The organism is Pseudoalteromonas sp. SW0106-04 (assembly GCF_001293805.1).
GTDB lineage: Bacteria > Pseudomonadota > Gammaproteobacteria > Enterobacterales > Alteromonadaceae > Pseudoalteromonas > Pseudoalteromonas ruthenica.
In genome coordinates, this window is sequence record NZ_BCAI01000003.1 from 226,463 (window position 1) to 252,794 (window position 26,332).

Annotated in this window: 20 protein-coding genes; 6 read left to right on the forward strand and 14 right to left on the reverse strand. The window is 48.3% G+C overall.

Annotation, left to right across the window (positions count from 1 at the left end):
- Positions 1-155 precede the first annotated feature (155 nt).
- Positions 156-992 carry a LysR family transcriptional regulator gene (locus tag W04_RS05715; protein WP_053910144.1) on the reverse strand — a complete coding sequence of 279 codons (837 nt, stop codon included), beginning with the start codon at positions 990-992 and terminating at the stop codon, positions 156-158.
- A gap of 154 nt (positions 993-1,146) precedes the next feature.
- On the opposite strand from W04_RS05715, the gene W04_RS05720 reads away from it, so the two are divergent.
- Entirely contained in the window at positions 1,147-1,803 is a 657-nt protein-coding gene (locus tag W04_RS05720) for an FMN-dependent NADH-azoreductase (RefSeq protein WP_053910145.1), read from the forward strand.
- A gap of 1 nt (position 1,804) precedes the next feature.
- On the opposite strand, the gene W04_RS05725 is transcribed toward W04_RS05720, so the two are convergent.
- Positions 1,805-2,269, reverse strand: coding sequence for a thioredoxin domain-containing protein (locus W04_RS05725; protein WP_053910146.1), 465 nt, complete (start codon positions 2,267-2,269; stop codon positions 1,805-1,807).
- A gap of 158 nt (positions 2,270-2,427) precedes the next feature.
- On the opposite strand from W04_RS05725, the gene W04_RS05730 reads away from it, so the two are divergent.
- The 4 genes from W04_RS05730 (at position 2,428) to yjjG (ending at position 6,943) form a co-directional block, all read left to right on the forward strand.
- On the forward strand, positions 2,428-4,575 hold the full coding sequence (locus tag W04_RS05730) for a TonB-dependent siderophore receptor (RefSeq protein WP_082342151.1): 2,148 nt from the start codon (positions 2,428-2,430) through the stop codon (positions 4,573-4,575).
- Positions 4,576-4,809: 234 nt separating this feature from the next.
- Positions 4,810-5,667 carry an HDOD domain-containing protein gene (locus W04_RS05735; RefSeq protein WP_022946054.1) on the forward strand — a complete coding sequence of 286 codons (858 nt, stop codon included), beginning with the start codon at positions 4,810-4,812 and terminating at the stop codon, positions 5,665-5,667.
- Between the two features lie 41 nt (positions 5,668-5,708).
- Positions 5,709-6,269: an inosine/xanthosine triphosphatase gene (yjjX, locus tag W04_RS05740; RefSeq protein WP_053910147.1), complete on the forward strand. Its 561-nt coding sequence runs from the start codon at positions 5,709-5,711 to the stop codon at positions 6,267-6,269.
- A gap of 2 nt (positions 6,270-6,271) precedes the next feature.
- A complete protein-coding gene (gene yjjG, locus W04_RS05745) occupies positions 6,272-6,943 on the forward strand; it encodes a pyrimidine 5'-nucleotidase (RefSeq protein ID WP_053910148.1) in 672 nt (223 codons plus the stop codon).
- Positions 6,944-7,024: 81 nt separating this feature from the next.
- Here the strand turns inward: yjjG and nagP are convergent, their stop codons facing one another.
- The 6 genes from nagP to secA all read right to left on the reverse strand — a co-directional run bounded on the left by nagP (position 7,025) and on the right by secA (position 18,713).
- Positions 7,025-8,332: an N-acetylglucosamine MFS transporter NagP gene (gene nagP, locus W04_RS05750; protein ID WP_053910149.1), complete on the reverse strand. Its 1,308-nt coding sequence runs from the start codon at positions 8,330-8,332 to the stop codon at positions 7,025-7,027.
- Between the two features lie 407 nt (positions 8,333-8,739).
- The gene (locus W04_RS05755) at positions 8,740-11,361 is read right to left on the reverse strand and encodes a family 20 glycosylhydrolase (RefSeq protein WP_053910150.1); all 2,622 of its coding nucleotides are present in this window, start codon (positions 11,359-11,361) and stop codon (positions 8,740-8,742) included.
- 173 nt (positions 11,362-11,534) lie between these two features.
- Entirely contained in the window at positions 11,535-13,241 is a 1,707-nt protein-coding gene (ggt, locus tag W04_RS05760) for a gamma-glutamyltransferase (RefSeq protein ID WP_053910151.1), read from the reverse strand.
- A gap of 127 nt (positions 13,242-13,368) precedes the next feature.
- Positions 13,369-15,459 carry a M13 family metallopeptidase gene (locus W04_RS05765; protein WP_053910152.1) on the reverse strand — a complete coding sequence of 697 codons (2,091 nt, stop codon included), beginning with the start codon at positions 15,457-15,459 and terminating at the stop codon, positions 13,369-13,371.
- Between the two features lie 92 nt (positions 15,460-15,551).
- Entirely contained in the window at positions 15,552-15,941 is a 390-nt protein-coding gene (gene mutT / locus W04_RS05770) for an 8-oxo-dGTP diphosphatase MutT (RefSeq protein ID WP_053910153.1), read from the reverse strand.
- A 66-nt stretch (positions 15,942-16,007) separates the two neighbouring features.
- Positions 16,008-18,713, reverse strand: a complete 2,706-nt coding sequence (gene secA / locus W04_RS05775) for a preprotein translocase subunit SecA (RefSeq protein WP_022946063.1) — start codon at positions 18,711-18,713, stop codon at positions 16,008-16,010.
- 250 nt (positions 18,714-18,963) lie between these two features.
- Between secA and W04_RS05780 the strand changes: the two genes are divergently transcribed.
- Positions 18,964-19,626 (forward strand): DUF721 domain-containing protein, encoded by a 663-nt coding sequence (locus tag W04_RS05780; protein ID WP_306341147.1) that lies wholly within the window; start codon positions 18,964-18,966, stop codon positions 19,624-19,626.
- A 33-nt stretch (positions 19,627-19,659) separates the two neighbouring features.
- On the opposite strand, the gene lpxC is transcribed toward W04_RS05780, so the two are convergent.
- From lpxC to murC, 6 genes are all read right to left on the reverse strand, one after another.
- The gene (gene lpxC, locus W04_RS05785) at positions 19,660-20,571 is read right to left on the reverse strand and encodes a UDP-3-O-acyl-N-acetylglucosamine deacetylase (protein ID WP_022946065.1); all 912 of its coding nucleotides are present in this window, start codon (positions 20,569-20,571) and stop codon (positions 19,660-19,662) included.
- Positions 20,572-20,657: 86 nt separating this feature from the next.
- Positions 20,658-21,929 (reverse strand): cell division protein FtsZ, encoded by a 1,272-nt coding sequence (ftsZ, locus tag W04_RS05790; RefSeq protein WP_053910154.1) that lies wholly within the window; start codon positions 21,927-21,929, stop codon positions 20,658-20,660.
- Between the two features lie 21 nt (positions 21,930-21,950).
- Positions 21,951-23,180: a cell division protein FtsA gene (gene ftsA, locus W04_RS05795; protein ID WP_022946067.1), complete on the reverse strand. Its 1,230-nt coding sequence runs from the start codon at positions 23,178-23,180 to the stop codon at positions 21,951-21,953.
- Positions 23,177-23,956: a cell division protein FtsQ/DivIB gene (locus W04_RS05800; protein ID WP_022946068.1), complete on the reverse strand. Its 780-nt coding sequence runs from the start codon at positions 23,954-23,956 to the stop codon at positions 23,177-23,179. The genes ftsA and W04_RS05800 overlap by 4 nt, the downstream gene beginning before the upstream one ends.
- Positions 23,957-24,868, reverse strand: coding sequence for a D-alanine--D-alanine ligase (locus W04_RS05805; protein ID WP_053910155.1), 912 nt, complete (start codon positions 24,866-24,868; stop codon positions 23,957-23,959).
- The gene (murC, locus tag W04_RS05810; RefSeq protein ID WP_040643288.1) at positions 24,865-26,328 is read right to left on the reverse strand and encodes a UDP-N-acetylmuramate--L-alanine ligase; all 1,464 of its coding nucleotides are present in this window, start codon (positions 26,326-26,328) and stop codon (positions 24,865-24,867) included. The genes W04_RS05805 and murC overlap by 4 nt, the downstream gene beginning before the upstream one ends.
- Between the last annotated feature and the right edge of the window lie 4 nt (positions 26,329-26,332).

Genomic DNA, 26,332 nt, shown 5'->3' on the forward strand with positions numbered 1-26,332 from the left:
TAGCCACCTATCAGCAATAGCTTAGAAATATTGTGCGCCGACCCCTAGGGTATGCTCATTCTCTTCTTCCACACATTTCCCTGTCAGCTTAGATAACTAATCAGAATGACCTTGGCGAGGGTCCCTGTTAAAAAACAGATAACTTCACTTTATGCCTATCCATGGTCCTGTAGCCACTGCATAAAATGCTGTGCCGCCGCTGTTTTATCTGTACTTCCCTGATAAAAATATACTCCCTGCTCGCTGGCTACCGGCTGCCATCGGCTTTGTACTAACAACCCCTGCTGCACTGCGTCTTGGGCAAAGGTCTGCGGTAAGAACGCGTAACCACGCCCGGCTATCGCCTGCTGCAAAATAAGAAACTCGAGGTCGTAGTATTGGCGGTCAAAGTCCTGCTCATTCAGATTATTATTGGCAATAAATTGTTGCCAGGGTGGCTCGGTTAAGCCTTTTTGTTTCCATGTGGGAATAAACACCTGAGACTCATCCGCTTTATGCGGCGCTTGGTAGAGGCCATAACTCGCTTGGCTCACACGTTGCGATGCCGGCACAGTGCTGGTGTCACCAAAGCGCAGGCTTATCTCATTACTTAGCTCCTGCCCGGTAACGGCTATCTGCTCTGAAGTGATGAGCTGATAAGCCAACTCGCCCTGCTGTGCGCGATAGTGCTCTATGCGCGGCATCAACCAGGTAGCGATGGCGCTGGTTGTATGAATAAGCAGGCGACTTTGCTGGCGTTTAAGCTGCATGAGGCCTTGTTCAATATCATCCATAGCGCCATGAATATGGCGGTATAGCTGCTCACCGGCGGCGCTCAACAGAACCTGCTGCGCAGTGCGAATGAATAGCTTGCTGCCTAACCACTGCTCTAAATTACGTACTTGGTGTGAGACAGCAGTAGCACTAACATTGAGCTCTGCGGCGGCGAGCTTAAAACTTTTTTTACGCGCCGCCACGGCAAAGGTTTTAACCGCATTTAAAGAAGGCAGCATCACGCTATCTCCAAGGGTAAATAAGCATTGAGTATACGCGAATAGAGCGCCACAAGCAGATGAGTTTATCTCATCCATAGCTGAGTTTTATCCGTTTGCGCCGCAGTGCTTCAAAAGCCCATAGTAATCACTCCCACAACAACCGGAGTTAATTATGAAGCTACTACGTATTGATGCCAGCGCTCGCGCCGCCGATCAAGAAAACCCCAGTTACCGTTCGATATCTCGACAAATGGCCGACCATTTCATTAATCAATTACCACAGCAGGCGGTGCACGTTATCCGCAGAGACGTGGGCAAACACCCTCCCAGTGCCATTAGCGAATTTTGGATTGAGGCCTGTTTCACCGCTGCCGAGCAAAGAAGTTATTCTCATCAACAGACACTGCTTGAATCGGACACCTTAATCGCCGAATTAGCCGCAAGCTCGGTTATTGTCTTGGCTACCCCGATGTATAACTATGGGATGCCCAGTGCATTAAAAGCCTGGGTTGATCAGGTGATCAGAATTAATAAAACCTTCGATTTTGATGCCACGCGGGGTGATTCGCCCCTGCGTCCACTGTTACGAGGGAAAACGCTTATTTTGTGTTGGTCATGTGGCGAGTATGGCCTTGCGCCTGGTGAGCATAAAGCCGCCATGAACCACTTAGTGCCGCATCTGAAAACGGTGGCGCATTATCTAGGTGTAGAGCGCTTTATTGATGTGCAAATACAAGGGCAAGAATTTGCTGATGAGCGTCACCAGCAATCTCGAGAGCAGGCATTTTCGCGCCTTAGTGAGCTTGCTCAGCAGCTCACTGCGCAATGACTTAAAAACGCGTAAGGTCGGCTGCTAGCGATTTTTTGGGCTTTTCAACCACACGGTGAATTTCTTGCCCCTCATCTAGAACAATAAACGTGGGTGTGTACTTAAGATTAAAACGTTGAGCCACACCCGCCTTATCCTGCTTTTGGTAGTCCACGGCAACGAACGACACCTGGGCGAGCTCAACTTCGCTGTGCTTTAGCAATTTAAGCAGTTTAGGGACTTCCCGCTCACTGTCGTGACACCAGGTGCCTAGTAACACCACTAACTCCTTACCAGCTAACTTAGCCATTGCTTGCAAGTCTTGCTCTGTGGGTTGGTAGTCTTGGTAATGCTGTTGAAAAGCGGGATAGTCACTTAGCAACTGCTCGCCACTCATCGCCCCTTGCTGTATTTGCTGGGCTTGCAGGGGCGTTACCATCAACAAAGCACACAGCAGGGCGCAACTAACTCTTAGAAATACTTTCATTTATCCTCCGGCGTCATAGCAAAACATTAAATGATAATGATTTACATTTATTTACCTTTCTTTATAATGGCTCGCGTATCTAATTCAGTTCCAAAGCGTCTAGCAGTTTCACAAAACTGTAAGCGCTTCTTTATTCATCAAAATAACGGATTTATTTTATGTGCTCTTTTAGATTTTCCCTACCTTTTTTAAGTCTTTTACTTTCGTTCAGCTCCATCAATTGCGCCTTAGCCAGCGCTAAAGACGATACCCGTCATATCGAGGTCCTCACGGTAACCGGACAAAAACTCAATAACAGAGACTATCGCGTTGAGTCTTTAAATTCCGCCACCGGGCTGGATTTGAACCACCTTGATACCCCACAATCTGCCATTGCTATTAACCAGCAGCGTATGCAAGACCAACAGTTAACCAGTCCAGTTGAGGCGATTGGTGCTGTCACCGGGATCAGTATTCGCGAGGCGGATAATGGCAAGTTTTCCATTCGAGCGCGCGGTATTGGCGTCAACAGTATTTTATACGATGGTATTGCAACCACCTACGACACCCGTTTCAATTATGGAGATAACTTAACCGATACAGCAATTTATGAACGCGTTGACGTGGTACGCGGTGCCACTGGATTAATGTTAGGAGCCGGTAACCCTTCTGCGGCTATCAACCTTATCCGCAAACGCCCAACCGAGGTCGCTCAGGTTAATGTCTCTGCTTCACTGGGCTCATGGGACTACCAAAGAGCAACCGTTGATGCCTCTGGGGCACTGAGCCAACAAGGGGGAGTTCGTGGTCGAGTTGTTGCTGCCTACAGCGATCGTGAATCTTTCCAATCGCGCTTTGCACAAAGCCAAACCACTTTATACGGCGCAGTTGAAACCGATATTGGTCGCGCTAGCTTATTACGAGTAAGTGCTGACTATCAATATACCGACCCAGAAGGAACCATGTCTGGAGGGATGCCGATATTTTATAGCGATGGTAGTCGCACGCAATACGACCGTGGCACTTCAACGGCACAACCTTGGTCATCATCAAAAACCCAAGCGCTTAATTCGGTGGTGACGTTTGAGCATCACTTCAATTCACATTGGCAACTCTCAGCCAGCTATATATATGGCGATAACGACTTAGAGTACGATGTCTGGTGGGTACGCGGAAACCCCGATCGGGAAAGCAATGAGGGCATGGTCCCCGGCTCAGTTAACTTTATTGACGCCGAACGAACGCAGCACACAGGCGACATCGAGCTACTGGGCCAGTTTGACTGGCTAGGCCAATCGCATCAGCTGCTTGTGGGTTGGAATCAGCAAAAGCAAGAATTTGCCACGCCTTACTACCCAGCAATCAACGCCCCAACCCAGGTCGGTGATTTTCGCCAAGATGATTATGCATTCCCTGCGCCGCAGTGGGCTGACACCGCCGCTTACGGCTCGTATGGTGAGACCGAGCAACAGTCAGCCTATGTGGCTGCACAGTTGAAACCAACGGCATCATTGTCGGTAATTAGCGGTGTGCGCTTAAACCAATGGCAAACCGATACCGATAATTTCGGCCGGGCGCATGATTACTCACTAAACGACGAACTCACTTACTATTTAGGGCTGTCTTACGCGCTCACCGATAACTGGGTTATTTATGCCAACAGCGCTGATATTTTCTCACCACAAAGCTTAATTGGCGAGCAAGGCCAATATCTCGACCCGGTGCAAGGAGAAAACCTCGAGTTGGGTATTAAAGCCACCTTGTTCAACGACAAGCTCGATGTTGCTTTTTCAGCCTTTCAAATCGACCAAGATAATGTTGGTGAATACACTGGCGAGACCATTCCAGGCACCACGCAGCGTATTTATAAAGGCATTGACGGCACCCGCACTAAAGGCGTAGAGCTCGAACTTAACGGTGCTATCACCGAAAATTGGCAAGTGTATCTGGGGTATACTCATGCAGAGGGCGAAACACCAGAAGGCGAGATATTAAACTCAACCAACCCAGAAGATCAGATTAAAGTCTTTTCTACCTATGATTTTTCCGGCGCCCTAGCTGGCTTAACCCTCGGTGGTGGCATTAACTGGCAAAGCGAAACCTTTGATGAAGTTTCCAACCCAGTGACCGGCCCAGTAGAAGTAGGTCAAGGTGGCTACGGTATCGCCAATATCATGGCTCGTTATGCTGTTTCTGAGCAACTTACGCTCAGCATTAACCTCGATAATCTCTTTGATAAACGCTACTACAATCAAATAGGTTTCTACGATCAATACCGCTACGGCGCGCCACGCAACTTTAAAGCCTCAGTGCGCTATCAGTTCTAAACCCTTATCGAATGTTCTTGGTGCGCTGCCTTGCAGTGCACCACTTTGCCCTACCCCCTACAGTACTGTGGTGATAACACGTTGCAAGTGCACGACTTTTCGGGTCACGACCGTGAATTTACGCTAAACTTAGGCGTGATAGTGACTGTACTTGGTGTATAACAACTAAACCCTAGAGGCTCAGCACGGGTGCATCCTTTTTTTGATGCGCGCCAACTAACTTTGGGAGAGGCAATGCAAGGTATTGACGAAACATTACTGTCACAGCTAGAAGCTGGATTTAAGCTGCCTGTTAAGCCCGCCGCATTAGAGCAGCTGCAAGCGGAGTTAAACCGCAACGATCCCAGTATTGATGTTGTTAGTGAGCTTATTGCCACCGACGTGGCGATGTCAGCCACCGTGCTTCGCGTGGTAAATTCACCCAATTTTGGTAAAGAAAAGGAAATCACCGATATTAACTACGCGGTGATTCTCTTAGGCCTCAATACTATTAGCCATATTGTCTCGCGCTATTTGCTCAAACAAGTATTTCGGCAACAAGGGTGCTGTATTTCTCTGGCGCGGTTTTGGGATACCTCGACCGAGATCTCACGCTTATGCGTTTACATAGGCCAAAGCTTAACGCGAAGCTTGCCTGCTGATAATTTACAAACATTGGGGTTATTTCATGATATCGGCATTCCCGTGATGGCGATGAATTACCCTGATTACGTGAACGTACTAAACGAAGCCAACGATAACGTCCATGCATCGTTGACTCAGCTTGAAGATAAACGCTATCCCTGTAATCACGCCATCCTTGGTTTTTACATGGCCCATTCTTGGCATTTACCGAAAGTGCTGTGCAATACCGTGCTTCGCCATCATGATTTAGACTTTTTAGATGAACACCAAAGCAGTGAAGAAGAGCGCTTGTACTACGCCATTTTAAAGGTGGCAGAAAACATTGCTCATACCCACAAACGCTTTCGTAGCATTAATAATTGGTCCAGTATTGAAAGCCAAGTATTAGCCACTCTGGGGTGGCAACAAAATGAATATCAAGCCCGTTTGGAAGCTGGAGAGTCACTACTGATATTTAATGCCAATTGAGCATGCTACACTTTGGGCAAACAGCACAATAAGGACGACACATGCTTGAATGCCACAGCGACAAACCCATTACGCTGATTGTGGGCTCTAAAAACCCAGTAAAGATCAATGCCGCCAAAGCCGCCCTTGCCACCTACTTCCCGGATAGAGACATTATTTGCCAAGGTGTGGACGCTCCCTCAGGCGTTGCCGATCAACCTTTAGGTGAGGCGCAAACCCTGCAAGGTGCGCACAACCGCATTCGTTATTGCCAAACGCATTATCAAGGTGATTATTACATGGCTATGGAAGGCGGCGCCGCGCAATTCGACTACGGGGCGGCCACTTTTGCCTTTGTAGTTATCGCTCATGGCGACGAGCACAGTGTCGGACGTAGCTGCAATTTGCCCCTGCCAAAGCACTTATACCAAAAACTAGAGCAAGGCCAAGAGCTTGGCAATGTGATGGATGAGGCTTTTGCAACCAAGAATATTAAACAGCAAGGCGGTGCTATTGGCTTGTTAACGCAAGGCCATGCCACCCGTCAAAGCAGTTATCAACAGGCCTTGTTACTGGCAATGGCGCCTTTTAATCACTGTGAGTTATTTGCGAGTACACGTTAATTATGCGCTACCCTTGGATTCTTTTTGATGCCGATGAAACCCTGTTCCACTTTGATGCTAAAGCGGGCTTAACACACATGTTTGCTCGCTATGACGTGGACTTTGCTGACGCTGATTACCGCACCTTCGAAGCCGTAAATCGGCCATTATGGGAGGCATATCAGGACAACACCATCACCGCGCAGCAGTTACAGGAACGCCGTTTCGAGCAATGGTCCGAGCGCGTAGGCGTGAGTGCTCGAGAACTAAACTTACGCTTTATGGAAGCGATGGCAGAAATTTGCCAACCCCTGCCCGGTGCAATCGAGCTGCTTAACGCGCTACAAGGTAAAGCGAAGCTGGGCATTATCACCAACGGTTTTACTGAACTACAAAGCGCCCGATTAGAAAAAACCGGCTTAAAAGGCGCTTTTGAGTGGTTGGTTATTTCTGAGCAAGTCGGCTATGCCAAACCTCATATGGCGGTATTTGATCATGCCTTCGCGCTAATGGGTCACCCACCAAAAGAGCAGATACTGATGGTTGGCGATACGCTGGAATCGGACATTGTTGGCGGCATCAATGCGGGCATCGATACTTGCTGGCTAAATCGCCATGAGAAACAGGCCCCTGCGCATATGACCCCAACCTATGAGGTAAAGTCGCTGTGCCAGCTAAGAACGTTGCTACTGTAACGCCGAGCCTACCAATGTAAAAAATGCCAGCACATGGCTGGCATTCACACACGGGAATATTTCTAATGGAATAGAAATTAGTTACTTCCAAGAGGTCATTTTGTGACCTTTGAGGGCATAGAACAGGAAAAATACATAGCTAGGTAACATCACCCAATACGCATTTTGCTGTCCTTCTGCGGAAATCGTTGAACCGGTCGCTAAACTCAAAAACACTGGGCCGAACGCCCCACCAGCAATCCCCATCACTAATAGGCCTGAGCCAACGCTAGTCAGTTTACCTAAGCCCGACAATGCCAGTGGCCAAATTGCTGGCCATACCACAGCATTAGCTAGACCACACAAAGCCAGCATCAGTACTGTGTCTGGTAGTGCAGGCCCACCAAAAGGCACTAACAATGCTTGCGCTAACACTGTAGAGTCGCGACTCACGGTAGTAATACCAATCACCAAGGCAAAGCCAAGCACTGCTGAGCCACTAAGCGCGGCTTGCTGGGAAATAACGCGCGGAATAAGAATAATCCCGAGAATATAACCCGCCACCATGCACACCATAGTGTAAGAGGTCATGACCCCGTAGTTTTCCACGCCGAGAGCGAGTGCATAAGAGCCAATAGTATCACCGGCGATCACCTCAACTGCGACGTACAAGAACAAGGCCATCACTCCCAGAGCCAAGTTCGGATGCGCTAATGCGGCTTTAACCTGACCTTTGCCACCTGCTTGCTCTTCATCATCGACCAACTCAGGCAACGGAGAATATTTAACAGCTAACGCCAACGCACCGATAAACAATGCCATGCCAATATAGGGCCATACTAAGCTGTTAGCCATGGCATCAATATCATCTTGGCTGAGCTCTTTGCCCACTAAACCGGTGAAGTTGCTAATAATCAATGCGGTAAACACCATAGGCGCAAATACCCCTGCACCTTTATTTAAAATGCCCATGATACTGACACGTGCTGCCGCTGACTCTTCAGGGCCAATGCGCACGACATAAGGGTTAACGGCTGTTTGCAGCAAGGTTTGTCCTATCCCCATCACCAATTGGGCAAATAAGAATAATGCAAACACTTGGGTTTTGGCGGCCGGAATGTATAAGAATCCCGCGACCATCATGGTTGCCATACCCAGTGCCATGCCATTTTTATAGCCAATTTTCTTGATCACTAGTGCTGAGGGCACAGCCGTAAAAGTGACCGCGATATAGAAAGAAAATAGAATAAGCGAGGCCTGAAACGGCGTCAGCTTCAAAATTTGTTGGAGGTAGGGCATCAATGAGCCATTGAGCCATGTTGCGAACCCTAGAATAAAAAACAGGGTCGCGACAATGGCCATAGGCACAAAGTTGCTTTGCTTTTTAGTTGTTGACACTGTTGCTTCCATAAACTCTTCTCGTTGTCGATATAGATAACATCAAAACTAAGCAGATCATATAGTTATCTCTACCGTTTCGATGGAAGCTGACTTCAAAGCCAGCATATAAGTAAGCGCACAAGCTCACCGAATATAAATATTATTGTTATAGCCGCGCTTTTTTCACAGTACGTTAGGATAAAACTAACGCCTAGTTCACAAAAATGACAGCGCTGCCATAAACTGTACGTCAAAAGCGTTTATTTTACCAGCAAGAATTTTATCAGCCTGATAAAGGGCTATATAACAAAGAGTTGGCTTAGTTATGCCGGGTTACAAAGGTTATGAACCGGCGCTTTGCGCTGTCTATATGCAATGGCTGGAGGGATACAAAAAAGGCATCACCTCGCAGCCATGCCTTTTTATGTATGCGGTGATTAACGCACGCGAGTGGTGCGACTGATTTGATTATTCACCCGTGAGCGCAGTAACACCTCAGTGTTCGCACCGACAGTGACCGACTGCTTATAAGGCTGCCAAGTGCTGCCGTTATCTAGGCTGTATTCGATGCCTAGCCCAGGATAGGCGCTGTTAGCCACCAACTTACCCTGCTCAATCACACCGCCAGGCACCGGTAAGTGCAAGGTAATGCCATCACGATCGAGTTTGTACAGCTCCTTTATTGCTAAGGCACTGGCAAAGCGCTGCCAATCCTGCTGGCGTGCGCGAGAATCGGGTTGCTCTCCTTCCCACTTCGCTTTGTGCCATGCACGTTCAGCGACCGCAAGCATACGGGGGAAAACCATGGCTAAAACTTGTTCTTCGGTACGGATCGTTTCAGACCATACCTGCCCTTGCATTCCCAACACATTTTCTGGCTTTTCCAAGGCTGGCATTGGTCGACCCACCAAGGCTTCGAGGTTATCTATTTTATCGCGGGCGCGGGTATAATCAGCATTGGCATAAAGGTCGTCAGGCATATAACCAAACACTTTCTCGGTATCGGTGTAGCGCGTTGCCCAGTAATATCCGCGCTCTTGTGGGTGCGCTTCATAAGGATGGTCAAAATATAAATGTGTGCCATGAGAGAGGATCACTTGATAACCGGCGTTAGCTAAGCGATAGGCGCGATCGGCGACGCCCCATTCCCAAATATTGTCCCAGGCGTTGGTAAAGAACACCTCGTTGGGGTATTCATCGCGGTTAAACGGGTTGACCTTATCGTACATAATGCCGTCTTCCCACACCCCAGGGGCAATGCCGCGCTTGTGTAGCAACTGCGCCACCCGTTGAGTAAAGTAGGGTTTTAAATCGGCCACTCCGGCCACCCCATTGTTGGCTTCGGCAAATAGCGCTTGGCATGCGGGAGAGCCAATCCAAGAGCCAGCTCCAACCTCATCACCGCCGATGTGCAAGTAGCGAAGTTTAGTCCCTGCTTCACGGTACATTTGCTGTAACTCATAAGTGACCTTATCCATAAACGCATAGGTTGAGTCCAAGCACACATTCATTGAGTTATCGGTGTAATTTTGCACCGTGATATAGCTGGAGGTGTCCTTTGGGTCACTAAGCAAATAGCGGGTGGCGGCACTTAAATCAACCTGACTAAACTCCTGAGTACCCGGTTGTGGGTTAGTTAAAGAGCCTTGTGCGTATTGCTCAGCCTGCTGCTTAAGACGACGATAACGAGCTTCCATCGCTTTAATAGAGGCACGAGCATGGCCGGGCCCCTCAATTTCTGGGATAATCTCAATATGGCGGGCTTTGGCAAACTGCAATAGCTCGATAAAGTCGGCGCGACTTAAGTAGCCATTGCCGGAACCTGACTTAAATGGCCCCGTGCCCAACTGCGTAAGTAAACAGCGATTTTCTTGTAGGTCGAAACAACGATACGCACCAATTTCGGTAAGCTCGGGTAAACCAGGAATTTCTAAGCGCCATCCCTCATCTTCGGAAAAGTGCCAGTGTAAGCGGTTCATTTTATAGCGCGCCATTTGCTCTACGAGCTTGAACATCGCTGCCTTACCATGATAATTACGGCCATTATCGTAGTGCATGCCACGCCAGCCATAACGGGGGTTATCGCGCACTTCAAGGTTCGGTAATGTTGCCTCTCCGGTCGCTGGTAACAGCGCCAACAAACTCTGCATGCCATAAAAAGCACCGGCATTATCGTGACCCACAATGCGGATAATGTCGTCATCAATTTCCAGGTAATACCCTTCAGGTTCGCCGACCTGAGCATCCACGCTGAGCTTAATGACTTTATCTTCGCCGGCATTAAGGTGGTCGGCCTGAGCGCTGAGGTTCAAGCCATATTTAGCTTTAAGATCCGCAGTGAAGAGCGCCACTTCTGAGCTTAACTGCCCGGCGAAGCTGATACTCCAGCTCTCGTCTAACACCGCATTGCCACGGTGGTAATCCACCTCTTGTGGCCTAGGAATAATACGTTTAACTGCTTGTTCAGCATCAACCTTGGTCAAACCTTGGTTACGCTCAAAACGCACCTTTGCATCAACCAAAATGGTTTTATCTTCGGGGTCGTTATACCGGCGAAGCTGCTTGGGCTCACTAAAAGGGGTTACGAAGTCACTAAAGTCCTCGCTGTCGGTATTAGCAAAAATGGCAGGCTTGGTATCCTTAGCGACAACAAAGGCACGAGGCATAAAGTCACTGTAAGCGACTATCCATACACTGGCTTCAAATGGGATCACTAGGGTTTCACCACTGGCTAAACCAGCAAAGTCACTAGTAGGAATTAATCGGTGTAAGTCGCCATTAACGTGTTCAATACGCAGCCCTTTAACGCTTTGCTCCTTCATTTTGCGCACGTTATGCAAGTAGATTTGCCAATCTCCCTGGCCAGCAGGAAGCGCCACATCGGAGCGGTTAGTCAGGGTAATACTGCCAAGAAAGCTGCTGTCTTTGTTATGGAAGTTGTCTTCTACCGCGAACATAAACTCGGTATTCGCAGCAAACTGGTTAACTTGCTCTTGGCTCAGCTGAGCCTGAGCCGCAATGGGGAGCATTAAGGCGGCGATAAGGCGTTTTCTAAACATGGTGACTCATTCCTTCCCTTGTTGGTGTTATTGTTTTTTTTGGCTGATTATCGACCATCATATAAAATTCATAATGACAGCGCTATCATTTATCGATTATTTACATCCGCTGATAAAACACAAAGGCGGCCGAAGCCGCCTTTATCAATTAACACTATCTGCCTGCTAGGGTATCAATATCCCGCCGCATGACCGTCTTTTCTGGTTTCAGAGGCGCCGTAATAAACTCCGTTTTCCGGGTCACGCATAATCGCTTGATACCCCCCGAATGGCCCCACTGCGCCTTGCAGGGTATGACCTTTTTTCATTAGCTGACGCTGCGTTTCCATACTAAAGCCAGTTTCCAGTGATACATAGCCGCCGTCGGTCATCACTTCATCAGTAGGCTGGCTGGAGCCCGTATGTAAGATCCGAGGCGCATCGCCCGCTTCTTGCAAGTTCATACCAAAATCAATCATATTGATGAGGATTTGTGCGTGCATTTGTGGCTGTGTTGCGCCTCCCATCACCCCATAACTCATGTACGGTTCACCATCTTTGGTCACAAAGGCAGGAATAATGGTGTGGAACGGACGCTTGCCGGGTTGGTACTGATTAAAATGCCCGGGCTGCAACGAGAATAACTCTCCTCGGTTTTGCAGTACAAAGCCCAGCTTTTCGGGAGTCATGCCTGAGCCCATACCGCGATAATTACTTTGAATAAGCGACACCATGTTACCCTCTTTGTCTGCGGTCGTGAGGTAAATGGTATCCCCCTCTACCGGCCCAGCTTGATCGCGCTTCGCCGCTTTATTGGGGTCAATCAACTTACGTCGCTCGTCGGCATAGTCTTTAGAGATTAGCCGTTGCACAGGAATGTCATTAAACGCAGGGTCGGCATAATATTTAGCGCGATCAGCAAAGGCTAACTTCTTCGCCTCGACAAAAGTATGAATATACTGCGCACTATCAAAACCCATGGCGGCGATATCATAGTCTTCAAGAATATTAAGGATTTGCTGTGCCGCGATCCCCTGACCATTCGGCGGCAACTCCCATAACGTATGACCACGATAGGTGCTGGCCACCGGCTCGACCCATTCGCTAGTATGGTTCGCTAAATCTTCATAGCGCAGATAGCCACCGTGGGCTTGCATATAACGGTCTATTTCTTTGGCGATTTTGCCCTTATAAAACGCATCACGCCCGCCCATGGCTAGCTGTTTATAGGTATTAGCCAATGCTGGGTTTTTAAATATCTCGCCTTTTTTTGGCATTTCACCATCAGCCATAAAGACTTCTTGGAAACCCGGATATTGAGCCCGAGCTGACACACTGCGCTGCATGTAATAGGCAATCAATTCGCTGACCGGAAAGCCGTTTTCTGCATACTCTATACTCGGCTTTAGAATTTTTGCCATGCTCAACGAGCCAAACTTTTTATGCAGCTCAAACCAGCCATCGACAGCGCCGGGGACAGAAACCGGTAAAGGCCCATAGCTGGGGATTTTACCTTCTTCAGCGGTGAGTTTCTTTAGTTCATCGAAACTCAAGCCTTGGGGTGAGCGCCCTGAGGCATTCAAACCATAAAGTTTGTCATCCTCAGCAGAGTACACAATGGCAAATAAGTCGCCGCCGACTCCGCACCCTGTGGGCTCGACCAGGCCAAGCGTGGCATTGGCAGCAATCGCAGCATCAATGGCATTACCGCCTTGTTTGAGAATATCTAAGGCCACCTGTGTGGCCAGCGGTTGGGAAGTTGCTGCCATTCCTTGCGTTGCAATCACTTCCGAACGGCTGGCGAAGCTATGGCCGGTAATACGATCATAAGCCTGGGCCACCCCAGATAATACACTGAGCGAAATCCCTGCTGCGCATAGTCCTAATGTTATTCGCTTCATGCTCTACTCTGTTGTTTTTTTAGTCGCCTAATTAACTTAGTGATAAATCGACAGTGAAGCAATATCTTTGCGGTCGCCAACATAAAAAAGCCCAGCAATTGCTGGGCCTTGTAGCGATTAATGGAAATTACCAAATCTTAACGCGATCTTCGGGTTTGATGTACATCTCATCCCCTTCTTTGACGTCAAAGGCCTCGTAGAATTCTGGCATGTTTGGCAATACACCAATCACACGGTAGTGACTTGGGGCGTGAGGGTCCGTCATCAAACGGTTGCGTAGCTCTTCATCACGATACTTACGACGCCAAATTTGTGCCCAGCCCATGAAGAAACGCTGCTCACCGGTGAAACCATCCAATTCTGGCGCTGGTTGGCCATTTAATGACAGCTGATAAGCTTTGTAAGCCACGGTTAGGCCGCCTAAGTCACCAATGTTTTCGCCCAGTGTTAGCTCGCCGTTGACGCTGGCATCTTCGAACGGAGCGAAGCCATTGAACTGCTCCACTAATTTCTTACCGCGCTGTTCAAACTGCGCTAAATCCTGCTCACTCCACCAGTTACGTAGGTTTCCGTCACCATCATACTTAGCGCCTTGGTCATCAAAGCCATGGCCTAGTTCGTGACCGATAACCGCACCAATTGCACCGTAGTTGACGGCGTCATCCGCTTCTAGGTTGAAAAATGGCGGTTGTAAAATAGCTGCTGGGAAGACAATTTCGTTATTCACCGGGTTGTAATAGGCATTAACGGTCTGTGGCGTCATGTGCCACTCAGAACGATCAACCGGCTTACCTAGTTTCTCGCGCATTTCGTTATACGCCCACTCGCTGTAGCGAATAAAGTTACCCGCTAGGTCATCTGCTTTAATTTCCAGTGCCGAGTAATCTTTCCACTTATCTGGGTAACCGATTTTCGGAGTGAATTTATTAAGTTTTTCTTTGGCGGCCACTTTGGTTTCAGCGCTCATCCACTCTAGGCCGTCAATCGCTTGGTCAAAGCCTTTGATCAGATTCTCTACCAACTCCTCCATACGCGCTTTCGCTTCTGGCGGGAAGTTGTCTTTGACGTAGACCTTACCGAGCATTTCGCCTAACACAGCATTGGCAGAGTCCACCGCCTTTTTCCAACGCGGCTTTTGCTCTTCTACGCCACGTAATGTGGTGCTGTAGAAAGCGAATTTACGATCGACAAAGTCTTTACTTAGCTCATCGGCATAGTTGCTCACAAAGTGGAAAGTCAGGTAATCCTGCCAAGTATCCAGCTCGGTTTCTGCGAAGATGTTGCCAAAGTCCTCAAAGTAAGAAGGTTGGCGAATGATCACTTCTTTGCTGTCGATATCCGACTGCGCTAAGAACTGCGCAAAATCGAATTCACCAGTCAACTCGTTTGCCTCGGCCACGGTCATCTTGTTGTATGACTTGGTCGCATCACGGCTTTGCACTCGGCTCCACTGGGCTTTGGCAAGCTTACTCTCTAGGGCAACGATGTCCTGCGCCGCTTGCTGAGCATCGTCAACACCCGCTTTGGTTAGCATATCAGTGATGTAAGTAATATATTCATCACGAATAGTGGCGAACTTTTCTTCATCTTTTAGGTAATAATCACGATCTGGTAGACCTAGGCCTGATTGCGATACATAAAGCGCATATTGGCTAGAGTTTTTGGCATCATTGTTAACATACCAAGCAAATGGCGTGGTACCACCTTGAATGCGAATGTCGGCCATCAGCGATACTAACTCTGATTTATCGGCAGCGGCGGCAATGTTCTCTAAGTACGGCTTTAATGGCGTAATGCCTTTTTCTTCAAGCGCATCAGTATTCATGTAGCTGGTATAAAATGCGCCTAGCTTTTGCTCATCACTGCCCGCTTTTGCGTCGCTATTTTTAGCTGCTGCTTCAATCACTTCTTTAAGCGCTGCTTGCGACTGATCATACAAAGCGGTGAATGAGCCGTAATTAGATTTATCACCGGGAATCTCGGTGCGCTCAAGCCATTGACCGTTAACGTGATAGTAGAAGTCATCTTGTGCACGCACGTTACTATCGATATTTTCAAGCTCAATACCTGAACCCAGCTGCTGCGATTTTTTTGTTTCTTGTTTTGCAACTGTTTCTGCTTGTTGATTGTTACTGCTTGACTGTGTTGGCTGCTCACTGCAACCAGTCAAACCTAATGCTAAGGCCGTAGCCGCAGCAACTAAGGTTACTTTATACATGTTGTTGTCCCGATTAGATTAATAGAGTTATTATTCCGACTACGCCATATTAACCTGAACATTTGCTAAACACAGGCGCAGTTTGTAACAATTTATGACTGTTCCAGTAGCTTGTTGATAATCGCTACATTCGCCTCAGGAAAGGCGTAGTCGTTTAGGGCTGCGATATCCACCCAAGTCCCTTGCTGCCCTTCAGCACCATGCGGTTCGCCACTGAAATCGGCAACGATATGAATATGCAGACACACATGCTTGTCGCCGTAGTCATGCTCGATGCGCATAAACTCTTCGGTGCTATGCACACGGATTGCCACTTCCTCGTGTAGTTCCCGGCTCAGCGCTTGGGCAACTGATTCACCCGCTTCAATTTTGCCCCCAGGAAACTCCCACAGCCCGCCCTGGTGCTTATCTTCTGGGCGCTTACAAATATAGGTTTGCGATTCGCGTTTAATAATACCTACGGCAACGTCAACCTGCTTCATAGTACAACTCCATAAACAAAAAGCGGCAATATGCCGCTTTTTAAAACCATTATTTTAACTGTGCTATTAGCTTAACTTGCCACAGCACTGCTTATACTTTTTACCTGAACCACAGGGACAGGGTGAGTTACGACCCACCTTTGGCTCACTACGAGAAGCCACAGCTGCCTGCGGCGCATCGCCACCGACTTGCTCAGCATCAGCATGTTGATACTGACGAGGAACCTCTTCCGATTTACGGTGCTGCTCTTCGACTTTCTCTACGTCTTCTTCGGCACGCACTTGTACCTTGCTTAGAATATTAACCACATCAATCTTGAGGTTCTCTAACATAGCAGAGAACAACTCAAACGATTCACGCTTGTATTCTTGCTTCGGATTCTTTTGCGCGTAGCCACGTAAATGAATGCCTTGGCGTAAGTGGTCCATCGCGGCAAGATGATCTTTCCAATGCTGATCTAGGCTTTGCAGCATGACCGCTTTTTCAAATTGGCGAAGCACTTGTGCGCCGACCATTTCTTCTTTCGCTTTATAAGCGTTGGCCGCCTCATCAACAATACGATCACGCAGCTTTTCTTCAAACAGCTTGTTATCGTCGGCCAGCCACTGCTGAATAGGTAACTCGAGCAGGAAGTCGGCTTTTAGACGCTCTTCCAGACCAGGCACATCCCACATTTCTGCCAATGATTGCGGCGGAATGTATTGATCAATCACACCATTAACCACGTCATGGCGGATGGCGGTAATAGTCTCAGAGATATCCCCTTCTTCAAGCAACTCGTTACGCTGAGCGTAAACGACGCGACGTTGGTCATTAGCCACATCATCGTACTCAAGTAGTTGCTTACGAATATCAAAGTTACGGGCCTCAACTTTACGCTGGGCATTTTCAATAGCACGGTTAACCCATGGGTGCTCGATAGCTTCGCCACGCTGCATACCCAGCTTGCGCATCATGTTAGTCATGCGTTCGCCGGCAAAGATACGCATCAGTGCATCTTCCATTGATAGGTAGAAACGGCTTGAACCCGCATCCCCCTGACGACCAGAACGACCACGTAGCTGGTTATCGATACGGCGAGACTCATGGCGCTCAGTACCAATAATATGCAAGCCACCGGCAGCGATAACGGCATCATGGCGCTCTTGCCACTTAGCCTTGATGTCGGCGATTTGCTCTTCACTTGGGTTATCAAGCTTGTCGATATCACTTTGCCAGTTACCACCGAGCACGATATCGGTACCACGACCGGCCATGTTGGTCGCAATTGTTACTGTGCCAGGCAGACCTGCATCAGCAACGATATCGGCTTCTTGGGCGTGGAATTTGGCATTCAATACGTTGTGCTGAATTTTCTCTTTACGCAAATATTGCGACAGATACTCAGAACTCTCAATTGAAATTGTCCCCACGAGTACCGGTTGGCCGCGTTCTTGGCAGTCTTTAATATCTGCTAAGATGGCTTCGTACTTTTCGTCTTGCGTCAGGTAAACCAAATCAGCACGATCGTCGCGGATCATCGGTTTATTAGTAGGGATAACAACCGTATCTAGGCCGTAAATTTGTTGGAATTCGAATGCTTCGGTATCAGCTGTACCCGTCATACCGGCCAAGGTTTCATAAATGCGGAAGTAGTTCTGGAAGGTGATCGATGCCAGCGTCTGGTTCTCGTTTTGGATTTTCACCCCTTCTTTGGCTTCAACCGCTTGGTGTAAGCCCTCAGACCAGCGACGCCCTTCCATAGTACGACCGGTGTGCTCATCAACAATAATAACTTCATTGTCTTTGACCACGTAATCAACATCTTTCTGATACAGTTTATGAGCTCTAAGTGCCGCATAAACATGGCTCAGTAGGGTAATGCTACCCGCTGAGTACAACGAGTCACCTTCTTCGATTAGACCGCGCTGCGTTAGCAATTCTTCAACTTTAACTTGGCCGCGCTCGGTCAGGTGAACTTGCTTGCCTTTTTCGTCGATAGTGAAATCACCATCGCCTTCAACACCCTCTTCGTCTTCTTTTTCTTGCAGTTCGAGCTCAGGCACAATCTTATTGATTTGCGTATATAGCTCTGAGCTATCCTCTGCCGGGCCAGAAATAATCAGCGGGGTACGCGCTTCGTCAATAAGGATTGAATCCACTTCATCGACAACAGCGAAGTTGAGCGGTCGTTGCACACGCTCATCAATGCTGAAAGCCATATTGTCGCGCAAATAGTCGAAACCAAACTCATTATTAGTACCGTAGGTAATATCTGCACTGTAGGCTTCTTTTTTCTGCATCGGCATCATGCCAGGCACGTTACAGCCAACCGATAAACCTAAGAACTCGAACAGCGGGCGGTTGGTTTCCGCGTCTCGCTTAGCAAGGTAATCATTCACGGTAATAACGTGCACACCTTTGCCGGTCAAGCCATTTAAGTAGGCGGGCAACGTCGCCGTCAGGGTTTTACCTTCACCGGTACGCATTTCTGCGATACGGCCCTGGTGTAATACCATGCCGCCAATTAGCTGCACGTCGAAGTGGCGCATGCCATAAACACGCTTAGAAGCCTCACGCACAACAGCAAAGGCTTCAGGAAGAAGGTCATCTAGACTGGTGCCATTATCGTAACGTTCGCGAAACTCGGCGGTTTTCGCCTTTAACTCGTCATCACTGAGCGACTCTAGTTGGCTCTCTAACGCATTTATTAAAGCGACCGTTTTGCGTAGGTTTTTTATTGTGCGGTCATTGCGGCTACCAAAAACCTTGGTAAATAATTTAGTGATCATGATTTAACCGTTACATTCTCATCTGCATTAAGCGCTCTGGGTCAAACCCGAGTCACTTGCTTACTTAATATCATCCATTTATACAGCACCAGCGTGACATTAGAAGCACTTGGCGTGGACAAACTAAAATGTGACTGCTTGAGCGGTGTACTTTTGAGCGACATCATAACAAACTCAATGAATTGCAGCACCTAATAATACCAATTCCATTTATCCTGTTGGCCGCAGTAGTTTACAGCATTAGAAATTAATGGCATTGGTATTATCGCTGGCCTATCATAGCGTTCATAGAGATCTTTGCAATCATCCGAATGACTGGCTGCCCACCGCTTGCAATAAAGAAGTGATTCTCAGGGCTCAAGCATTCTCTAGAGGTGGTGACGATTTAGGCGAATTCAAGAGGCACCTTAGATTTATGGCGAAAGATAGGTATGCACCCAAACAACTTGACGAAGTTTTGGGCCAGTTGAGCCCGCGTATGGGGTCACGTATTGCCGGCTATAGCGCTAAAAGCCAACAGCTCAGCCAGCAACAGACCGTGCTGCGTGAAGTGATCGGTGAGAATCTAGCGAAGAAATGTCGTGTTGCTAATATTCGTGATGATGCGCTCATCATTGAAGCACAAAGTGCCACCATTGCGTTAAAACTCAATTACGTAAAGATGGATATCCTTTCCGCCTTTCGCCAACAAGGCTTGGCGCAACTTTGCCAAGTAAAAATTCAAACCTCTCCCGATGCCGCAAGACGTTTAACTCCTCAGTCGCAGACCGGCAGCAACAAAGCAACCGCGACGAAGAAGCGGGCCATGAGCGAGCAAAGCGCTGAGTATTTGGAACATGTGGCCGAGAATGCGCCTCCCTCGTTACAGGAGAAATTACGGCGCTTGGCGCTACACGGCAGACAAAAAAAATGACGCTCAACGGCGTCATTTTTTTATCAGTATTTTTTAAGCTGTTTGCAGCTCGAGTGCCGGAGCAGGCATCGATACGGTGTCTTCGAATGTTGCCCATTCCCATGCAGACTCAGTAGCCATAATCTTACGCAGTAGCTTATTATTCAGGTCATGCCCTGATTTATAAGCTGTCAGCTTACCGAGAATGTTGTGGCCGGTCATAAACATATCACCCACACAATCGAGGATCTTATGTTTTACGAACTCATCGTCATAACGCAAGCCATTCGGATTCAATACTTTAAAATCATCCAATACCACTGCATTATCCATACTACCGCCAAGGGCTAGATTGTTGGCATGCATGTATTCAATGTCTTTCATAAATCCGAAAGTACGCGCGCGGCTGATTTGTTCAATGAAGTTTTGCGCCGTAATATCAAGACCGATACGCTGACGGCTTTCATTGATAGCTGGGTGGTCGAAAGCAATTTCAAAGTCGATATGGAAACCATCATAAGGCTCAATCTCGGCCCATTTGTCGCCCTCTTCAACGCGTACCTTTTCTTTCACGCGAATAAAGCGCTTAGCAACATTTTGCTCGGCTAACCCACCTTTTTGTAGTAGATAGATGAACGGCAACGCACTGCCGTCCATAATAGGTACTTCTGCACTATCTAACTCAACAATTAAGTTGTCGATACCTAACGCCGCAACCGCAGCGATAAGGTGTTCAGTAGTCGATAAACGAACGCCGTCTTTGTTTGTTAAACAGGTACACAATTGCGTATCACCCACCGCTTCCGGGGTTGTCTCGAAATCCACAACCGGATCAAGGTCCACGCGACGAAATACTATCCCAGTATTTGCGCTCGCAGGTCGGAGAGTTAAGGAAACCTTCTCACCTTTGTGAAGCCCAACACCCGTGGCTTTGACTACTTCTGCAATCGTACGCTGTTTAATCATAGGCTTTCGCTCACTCTTTAAACTAAAGTCAGACGGCGGATTCTACCACACATCGCTGCTGTTAACAAATCAGTTTATTTTCTGTACTAATCAGCCTGCTTACGCAAAAACGCTGGGATGTCGAAGTAATCACCACCGTCTTCTTGTTTCTTGCTGCCAGCACTATTGCCGTTACCTTTGTGGCTTTCTTGGCTCGGCGTTGCCGCAGGGCTAGCACTGCTATTATCGACTTTAGGCTGCTCCTCTACCGGCTTGGACTCTTCGCTAGCGCTTTGAGTTCCCTGCGAAGCAAAACTTGGCACAAACATAGACGTGCTCTGGTTGTTGCTCGTGCTAGAAGTTACATCTGAGCCTGAAGCTCGCTTGAAGCCATTGTCGACTACACCGAACTGTGGACGACGATCACCACCGAGACCCGTTGCAACAACGGTTACGCGCAGTTCATCGCTCATTTCCATATCAATTGCGGTACCGACCACCACGGTGGCATTTTCAGATGCCAAGGCTTTAACGTGATTACCAACGATTTCGAATTCTTCGATTGATAAGTCCATACCGGCAGTAATATTGACCAAGATGCCTTTTGCACCCGTTAGATCCACGTCTTCAAGGAGCGGGCTTGAAATGGCCGCTTCGGCAGCTTCTTGTGCTCGGTCAGGACCTGATGCTGAGGCTGAGCCCATCATCGCCGTCCCCATGGCTGACATAACCGTACGTACGTCAGCAAAGTCGACGTTGATCAATCCAGCGCGGGTGATCAGCTCGGCAATACCTTGTACCGCACCATAAAGTACGTCATTCGCCTTTGCAAAAGCGTCCAATAAGGTTGTGCCTTTACCGAGCACTTTGAGTAGTTTGTTATTCGGAATAGTAATCAATGAATCAACAATTTCCGCCAATTCACCAATGCCATGTTCCGCTGCTGCTGCACGCTTCTTGCCTTCAAAATCAAACGGGCGGGTAACCACAGCTACAGTTAGAATACCGAGCTCTTTAGCTAAACGCGCCACCACTGGGGCTGCACCCGTGCCCGTACCGCCGCCCATACCGGCTGCGATAAATACCATATCAGCGCCTTCTAGTGCGCTTTTAATGGTTTCTGCATCTTCTTCGGCGCTTTTCTTACCAATATCTGGATTGGCACCAGCACCTAAACCTGAGGTGATCTGCGTACCTAGCTGAACCGTAACGTCAGCTGATGATTTACGCAGTGCTTGCGCATCGGTGTTCGCGGTAATAAATTTTACCCCTTCGATGTGCTGTTGCACCATGTGTTCAACGGCGTTACCACCGCCGCCACCGACACCTATTACTTTGATAACAGCTTCTTCGCTGTGTTCTTCCATCATATCAAACATGTTAACTCTCCGACTTGAGCACTAAAACTCGCCTTGGAACCACTTCGTGATTCGGTTCCACCAGTTACCCTCGTCTGCTTTCGCTTTTGTTGCGTTGATCGACTGCATGGTCCGACCATATTGTAACAAACCTACAGCGGTTGCAAATGAGGGATCGTTTACATAGTCGGTCAATCCGCTTATCCCTATCGGACTGCCGATACGTACCGGCATCTGGAAAATGTCTTCAGCCACTTCCAGGGCACCGGCCATCTTCGAACTACCGCCGGTAATAACCAATCCTGCGGCAATTTGATCTTCTAAGCCTGAGCGCCGAATTTCTTCAAGCGCCAGTTCAAATAATTCTCTAAAACGCGGCTCCACTACCTCTGATAAGGTGTGACGCGACATAATGCGTGCTGGGCGACCGCCTACGCTAGGTACCTCGATTTGCTCTTCGTTGCTGGCCATTTGGCTGCTCGCGCAGGCGTGTTGCACTTTAATCGCTTCCGCGTGCGAAATTGGCGTACGGAAAATTTTCGCGATATCACCAGTCACCTGGTTTCCAGCGACAGGGATCACTGCGGAGTGGCGTAGCGCGCCATTAATGTAGATAGTGATATCCATGGTGCCACCACCGATATCTAACACCGCAACACCCAGCTCTTTCTCATCATCAGTGAGTACTGAGTAGCATGATGCAAGGGCATTAAAGATAAGCTGATCGACTTGTAAGCCACAGCGCTCAACACATTTCTCAATGTTTTTTGCCATGTCATTTGAGCAAGTAATAATATGCGCCTTAGCTTCCATGCGCACACCGCTCATGCCCAACGGGTTTTTAATGCCTTCTTGCATATCAATGCTGTATTCCTGCGGCAATGCATGCAACATTTTGCGCTCCGCAGAAATAGGCACTGAACGGGCGATATGAATGACGTTATCGATGTCCTCGTCGGTGACCTCGGTGTTATTAATCGCCACAACACCGGTTTCATTCTGACATTGAATATGCTTACCAGAAATACCTAAATACACTGAGCTGATACGGCAATCAGCCATGAGCTCAGCTTCATCGATGGCACGACGAATAGACTCGGAAACAAGGTTGAGATCGTTCACCCCCCCTTTATCCATGCCATGCGAAACCTGGCGGCCGACGCCGACTATGCTGAGCTTATTGTCATCGGTGATCTCACCGACGGTGGCAACTACTTTTGCAGTGCCCACATCTAAACCGATCACAAGGTTACGTTCTACTGACTTGGTCATGCCTTACTCTTTTGTTCTTCTTCCGTTACATCCAGCGGCTTAAACTGCACCGCAAGGCCGGTATCATATCGTAAATCGACAACATCTACTCGCACATCTTGACGTTTTTTCAAGTGTGGATAGACATCAATAAATCGCTGCACCCGCTTAGCTTTCTCTTCACGCCCTAAGTTCAAGCGAATGCCGTTATCTAACCATAATTGCCAAGCAAAGCGCTCCGAAAGCGCCAAGCTCGTTAGGTTAAGGCCATTAACAGCAAACAACTCTTTAAAGCGCACAAACGTTTGCCACGCCTCTCCTTCGCTGCCCTCTGGGCCAAATAGGCTAGGCAGTTGGGTATTCACCTTGTTGGTGGGGGCAGAAAAAACCTGCCCTTTAGTATTGAGCAGCATGTCATCGTTCCAATAAGCAACAGGATGGTGTTCAACCACATACACCTGCAAAGTGTCTGGCCATTGCTTGCGCACCGAGGCGCTGGCTACCCATGGCAGTTCAGTCACTAATTGCTGAACATGCTTTACATCCAGCTCAAAAAAGCTATCCAGATCGGCTTGCTTAATGGCGGTAATAATATCTCGCTCTTCGGTGTAATGTGGCTCACCCAGTACCTGCAGTTGCTTGAGTCGCGCGTCTTTATCTTGGACCAACCAATCGGAGAAATTAAAGGTCAGTTTAATCACCACAAATAGTACCAACAGAAAAAAACTCACACCAAAGAGTAGCGACCAGTTGGTACGCTCTTTTAAGTTGGTAAGCTTCTCTCTCAGTTCACTCATTTACAGGGTTTGCTCCAAAATGCGTTGTACTAACTCTGAAAATTCAATACCTTGTGCTTTGGCGGCCATGGGTACTAAAGATTTCTCTGTCATCCCTGGCACGGTATTCACTTCTAGCAAATAAAAGTCGCCGTCATCACCTTGCATTGCATCAACCCGTCCCCATCCTTTGGCACCAACAAGATTAAATGCATGAAGCGCCATCTCTTGTAACTGTGCTGTTTGCTCAGCACTGATATCAGCAGGGCAAAAGTATTCAGTGGTGCTGGATTGATATTTGGCTTGGTAGTCGTAAAAGCCACTGGGAGTGCGCATTTCAATCACAGGTAAGGCCTTATCAGCCAAAATCGACACTGTGAATTCGCGACCACTTAACCATTGCTCCACCAGCACTTGATCATCAAACAGAAAAGCGTCTTGCAATGCTTGCTTTAGCTGCTGTGCAGTATGCGCTTCAGCCATACCAATACTGGACCCTTCATGAGAGGGCTTAACCATCACGTGACCAAGCTGTGCCATTATCGCCTGGCTGTCGTAGGCACTGTTTTTACCGACCACAACATAAGGAGAGGTACGCAGTCCCGCTACCTGGAATAAGTGTTTGCAGCGCACCTTATCCATAGCCAACGCAGAGCCCAATACTCCCGACCCGGTGTAAGGCAAGCCCATAAATTCCAGAGCGCCTTGTAAGGTACCATCTTCCCCGCCGCGACCATGCAGGGCAATAAACACCCGTGCGAATTGGCCTTGCATGAGTTCGTGTAGAGGTTGATGTGCGGGGTCAAACTGGTGAGCATCAACACCCGCTTGGACAAGCGCGTTGTGCACTGCATTACCTGATTTTAGCGATACTTCGCGCTCAGCCGACGAGCCCCCAAGTAGAACGGCTACCTTACCGAAATCTCGACTCATGACGACACCTGCTCAAGTTGGTTTATTTGTAGCTCAGTGGCCGCCAGCTTCTTCACTAGCTGACCAATATTGCCCGCTCCTTGAGTGATCACTAAGTCATCGTCAGCCAAGGTGGTCGCCAGAACACGGGCCAACTCGTTGTGATCAGCCACATGCAATGGCTCTTTACCACGCTGGCGCAAACTGCGACACAAACTCTTAGAATCAGCACCCACAATAGGCTCTTCACCGGCGGCATAAACATCAAGCAAAATCAGCTGATCGACATCACTCAATACCTTAACAAAATCTTCGTACAAATCGCGGGTACGGCTATAACGATGTGGTTGGTAAATCATCACCAAGCGTTTTTGCGACCAGCCGTCACGCGCCGCTTTAATAGTGGCTGCGACTTCACTCGGGTGATGGCCATAATCGTCAATAAGCATGACTTTGCCACGCTCGTTAGTGAACTCACCATAATGCTGAAAACGACGACCGATGCCCTCAAACTTCTGCAAAGCACTGAGAATAGCGCTATCACTAATGCCTTCATCCTTTGCTACAGCAATCGCTGCGGTGGCGTTTAAGGCATTGTGTTTGCCGGGCATATTTAAGGTCACGTCGAGACGCTCACCCTGTTTTGACAGTACCGTGAACGAGCAGGTGCTGGCATTTTGGCTAAAGTCAGTGAGCCGATAGTCAGCATCACAGTGTTCACCATACGTTGTCACCTGACGAGAAAAGCGGGGAATCAGCTCTTTAGCGACTTCAGAATCAATACACACCACGGCAAGACCATAAAATGGCAAGTTGTGTATGAAATCCACATAGGTGTCTTTCATTTTTTCGAGGCTGCCATCATAGGTATCCATGTGATCTTCTTCCACATTGGTGATCACCGATACCATCGGCTGCAAGTGTAAAAATGAAGCGTCACTTTCATCGGCTTCAGCAATTAAATAACGACTGTCACCGACCTTTGCGTTACTGCCGGCACTATTGAGCAAGCCGCCGATTATAAAGGTGGGATCGAGCTTGGCCTCAGCAAAAATACTGGCTACTAAGCTCGTAGTGGTAGTTTTGCCATGAGTACCAGCAATGGCAATACCATGGCGAAAACGCATCAACTCAGCGAGCATCTCAGCGCGACGCACAATAGGAATACGGGCACTTCGAGCAGCGATAATTTCAGGGTTTTGCTCATCAATAGCACTGGAAACCACCACTACCGACGCATCTTTAACATTGTTTTGGTCGTGCCCAATAAACACTTCTGCGCCGACTTTAATCAGCCGCTCAGTCATTGCACTTTGGGCTATATCCGAACCGGTAATACGATATCCTTCGTAAGCCAGCACTTCGGCGATGCCGCCCATACCAGCACCGCCTATGCCAATAAAGTGAATTGTCTCAACGCGGCGCATCGCTGGTCGTTGGCCGTTATCTTGTTGCTTGCCCAATTTCGGGGCTGTGCTCATTGCC

What these genes read in the sequence shown, in the direction of transcription:
- yjjG (WP_053910148.1), top strand. Translation starts at nt 6,272, where the DNA reads ATGCGCTACCCTTGGATTCTTTTTGATGCCGATGAAACCCTGTTCCAC.
- W04_RS05780 (WP_306341147.1), top strand. Translation starts at nt 18,964, where the DNA reads ATGGCATTGGTATTATCGCTGGCCTATCATAGCGTTCATAGAGATCTT.
- W04_RS05715 (WP_053910144.1), bottom strand. Translation starts at nt 992, where the DNA reads ATGCTGCCTTCTTTAAATGCGGTTAAAACCTTTGCCGTGGCGGCGCGT.
- W04_RS05735 (WP_022946054.1), top strand. Translation starts at nt 4,810, where the DNA reads ATGCAAGGTATTGACGAAACATTACTGTCACAGCTAGAAGCTGGATTT.
- W04_RS05725 (WP_053910146.1), bottom strand. Translation starts at nt 2,269, where the DNA reads ATGAAAGTATTTCTAAGAGTTAGTTGCGCCCTGCTGTGTGCTTTGTTG.
- W04_RS05765 (WP_053910152.1), bottom strand. Translation starts at nt 15,459, where the DNA reads ATGTATAAAGTAACCTTAGTTGCTGCGGCTACGGCCTTAGCATTAGGT.
- W04_RS05800 (WP_022946068.1), bottom strand. Translation starts at nt 23,956, where the DNA reads ATGAGTGAACTGAGAGAGAAGCTTACCAACTTAAAAGAGCGTACCAAC.
- mutT (WP_053910153.1), bottom strand. Translation starts at nt 15,941, where the DNA reads ATGAAGCAGGTTGACGTTGCCGTAGGTATTATTAAACGCGAATCGCAA.
- yjjX (WP_053910147.1), top strand. Translation starts at nt 5,709, where the DNA reads ATGCTTGAATGCCACAGCGACAAACCCATTACGCTGATTGTGGGCTCT.
- W04_RS05805 (WP_053910155.1), bottom strand. Translation starts at nt 24,868, where the DNA reads ATGAGTCGAGATTTCGGTAAGGTAGCCGTTCTACTTGGGGGCTCGTCG.
- ftsZ (WP_053910154.1), bottom strand. Translation starts at nt 21,929, where the DNA reads ATGTTTGATATGATGGAAGAACACAGCGAAGAAGCTGTTATCAAAGTA.
- W04_RS05755 (WP_053910150.1), bottom strand. Translation starts at nt 11,361, where the DNA reads ATGTTTAGAAAACGCCTTATCGCCGCCTTAATGCTCCCCATTGCGGCT.
- murC (WP_040643288.1), bottom strand. Translation starts at nt 26,328, where the DNA reads ATGAGCACAGCCCCGAAATTGGGCAAGCAACAAGATAACGGCCAACGA.
- ftsA (WP_022946067.1), bottom strand. Translation starts at nt 23,180, where the DNA reads ATGACCAAGTCAGTAGAACGTAACCTTGTGATCGGTTTAGATGTGGGC.
- nagP (WP_053910149.1), bottom strand. Translation starts at nt 8,332, where the DNA reads ATGGAAGCAACAGTGTCAACAACTAAAAAGCAAAGCAACTTTGTGCCT.
- secA (WP_022946063.1), bottom strand. Translation starts at nt 18,713, where the DNA reads ATGATCACTAAATTATTTACCAAGGTTTTTGGTAGCCGCAATGACCGC.
- lpxC (WP_022946065.1), bottom strand. Translation starts at nt 20,571, where the DNA reads ATGATTAAACAGCGTACGATTGCAGAAGTAGTCAAAGCCACGGGTGTT.
- W04_RS05720 (WP_053910145.1), top strand. Translation starts at nt 1,147, where the DNA reads ATGAAGCTACTACGTATTGATGCCAGCGCTCGCGCCGCCGATCAAGAA.
- W04_RS05730 (WP_082342151.1), top strand. Translation starts at nt 2,428, where the DNA reads ATGTGCTCTTTTAGATTTTCCCTACCTTTTTTAAGTCTTTTACTTTCG.
- ggt (WP_053910151.1), bottom strand. Translation starts at nt 13,241, where the DNA reads ATGAAGCGAATAACATTAGGACTATGCGCAGCAGGGATTTCGCTCAGT.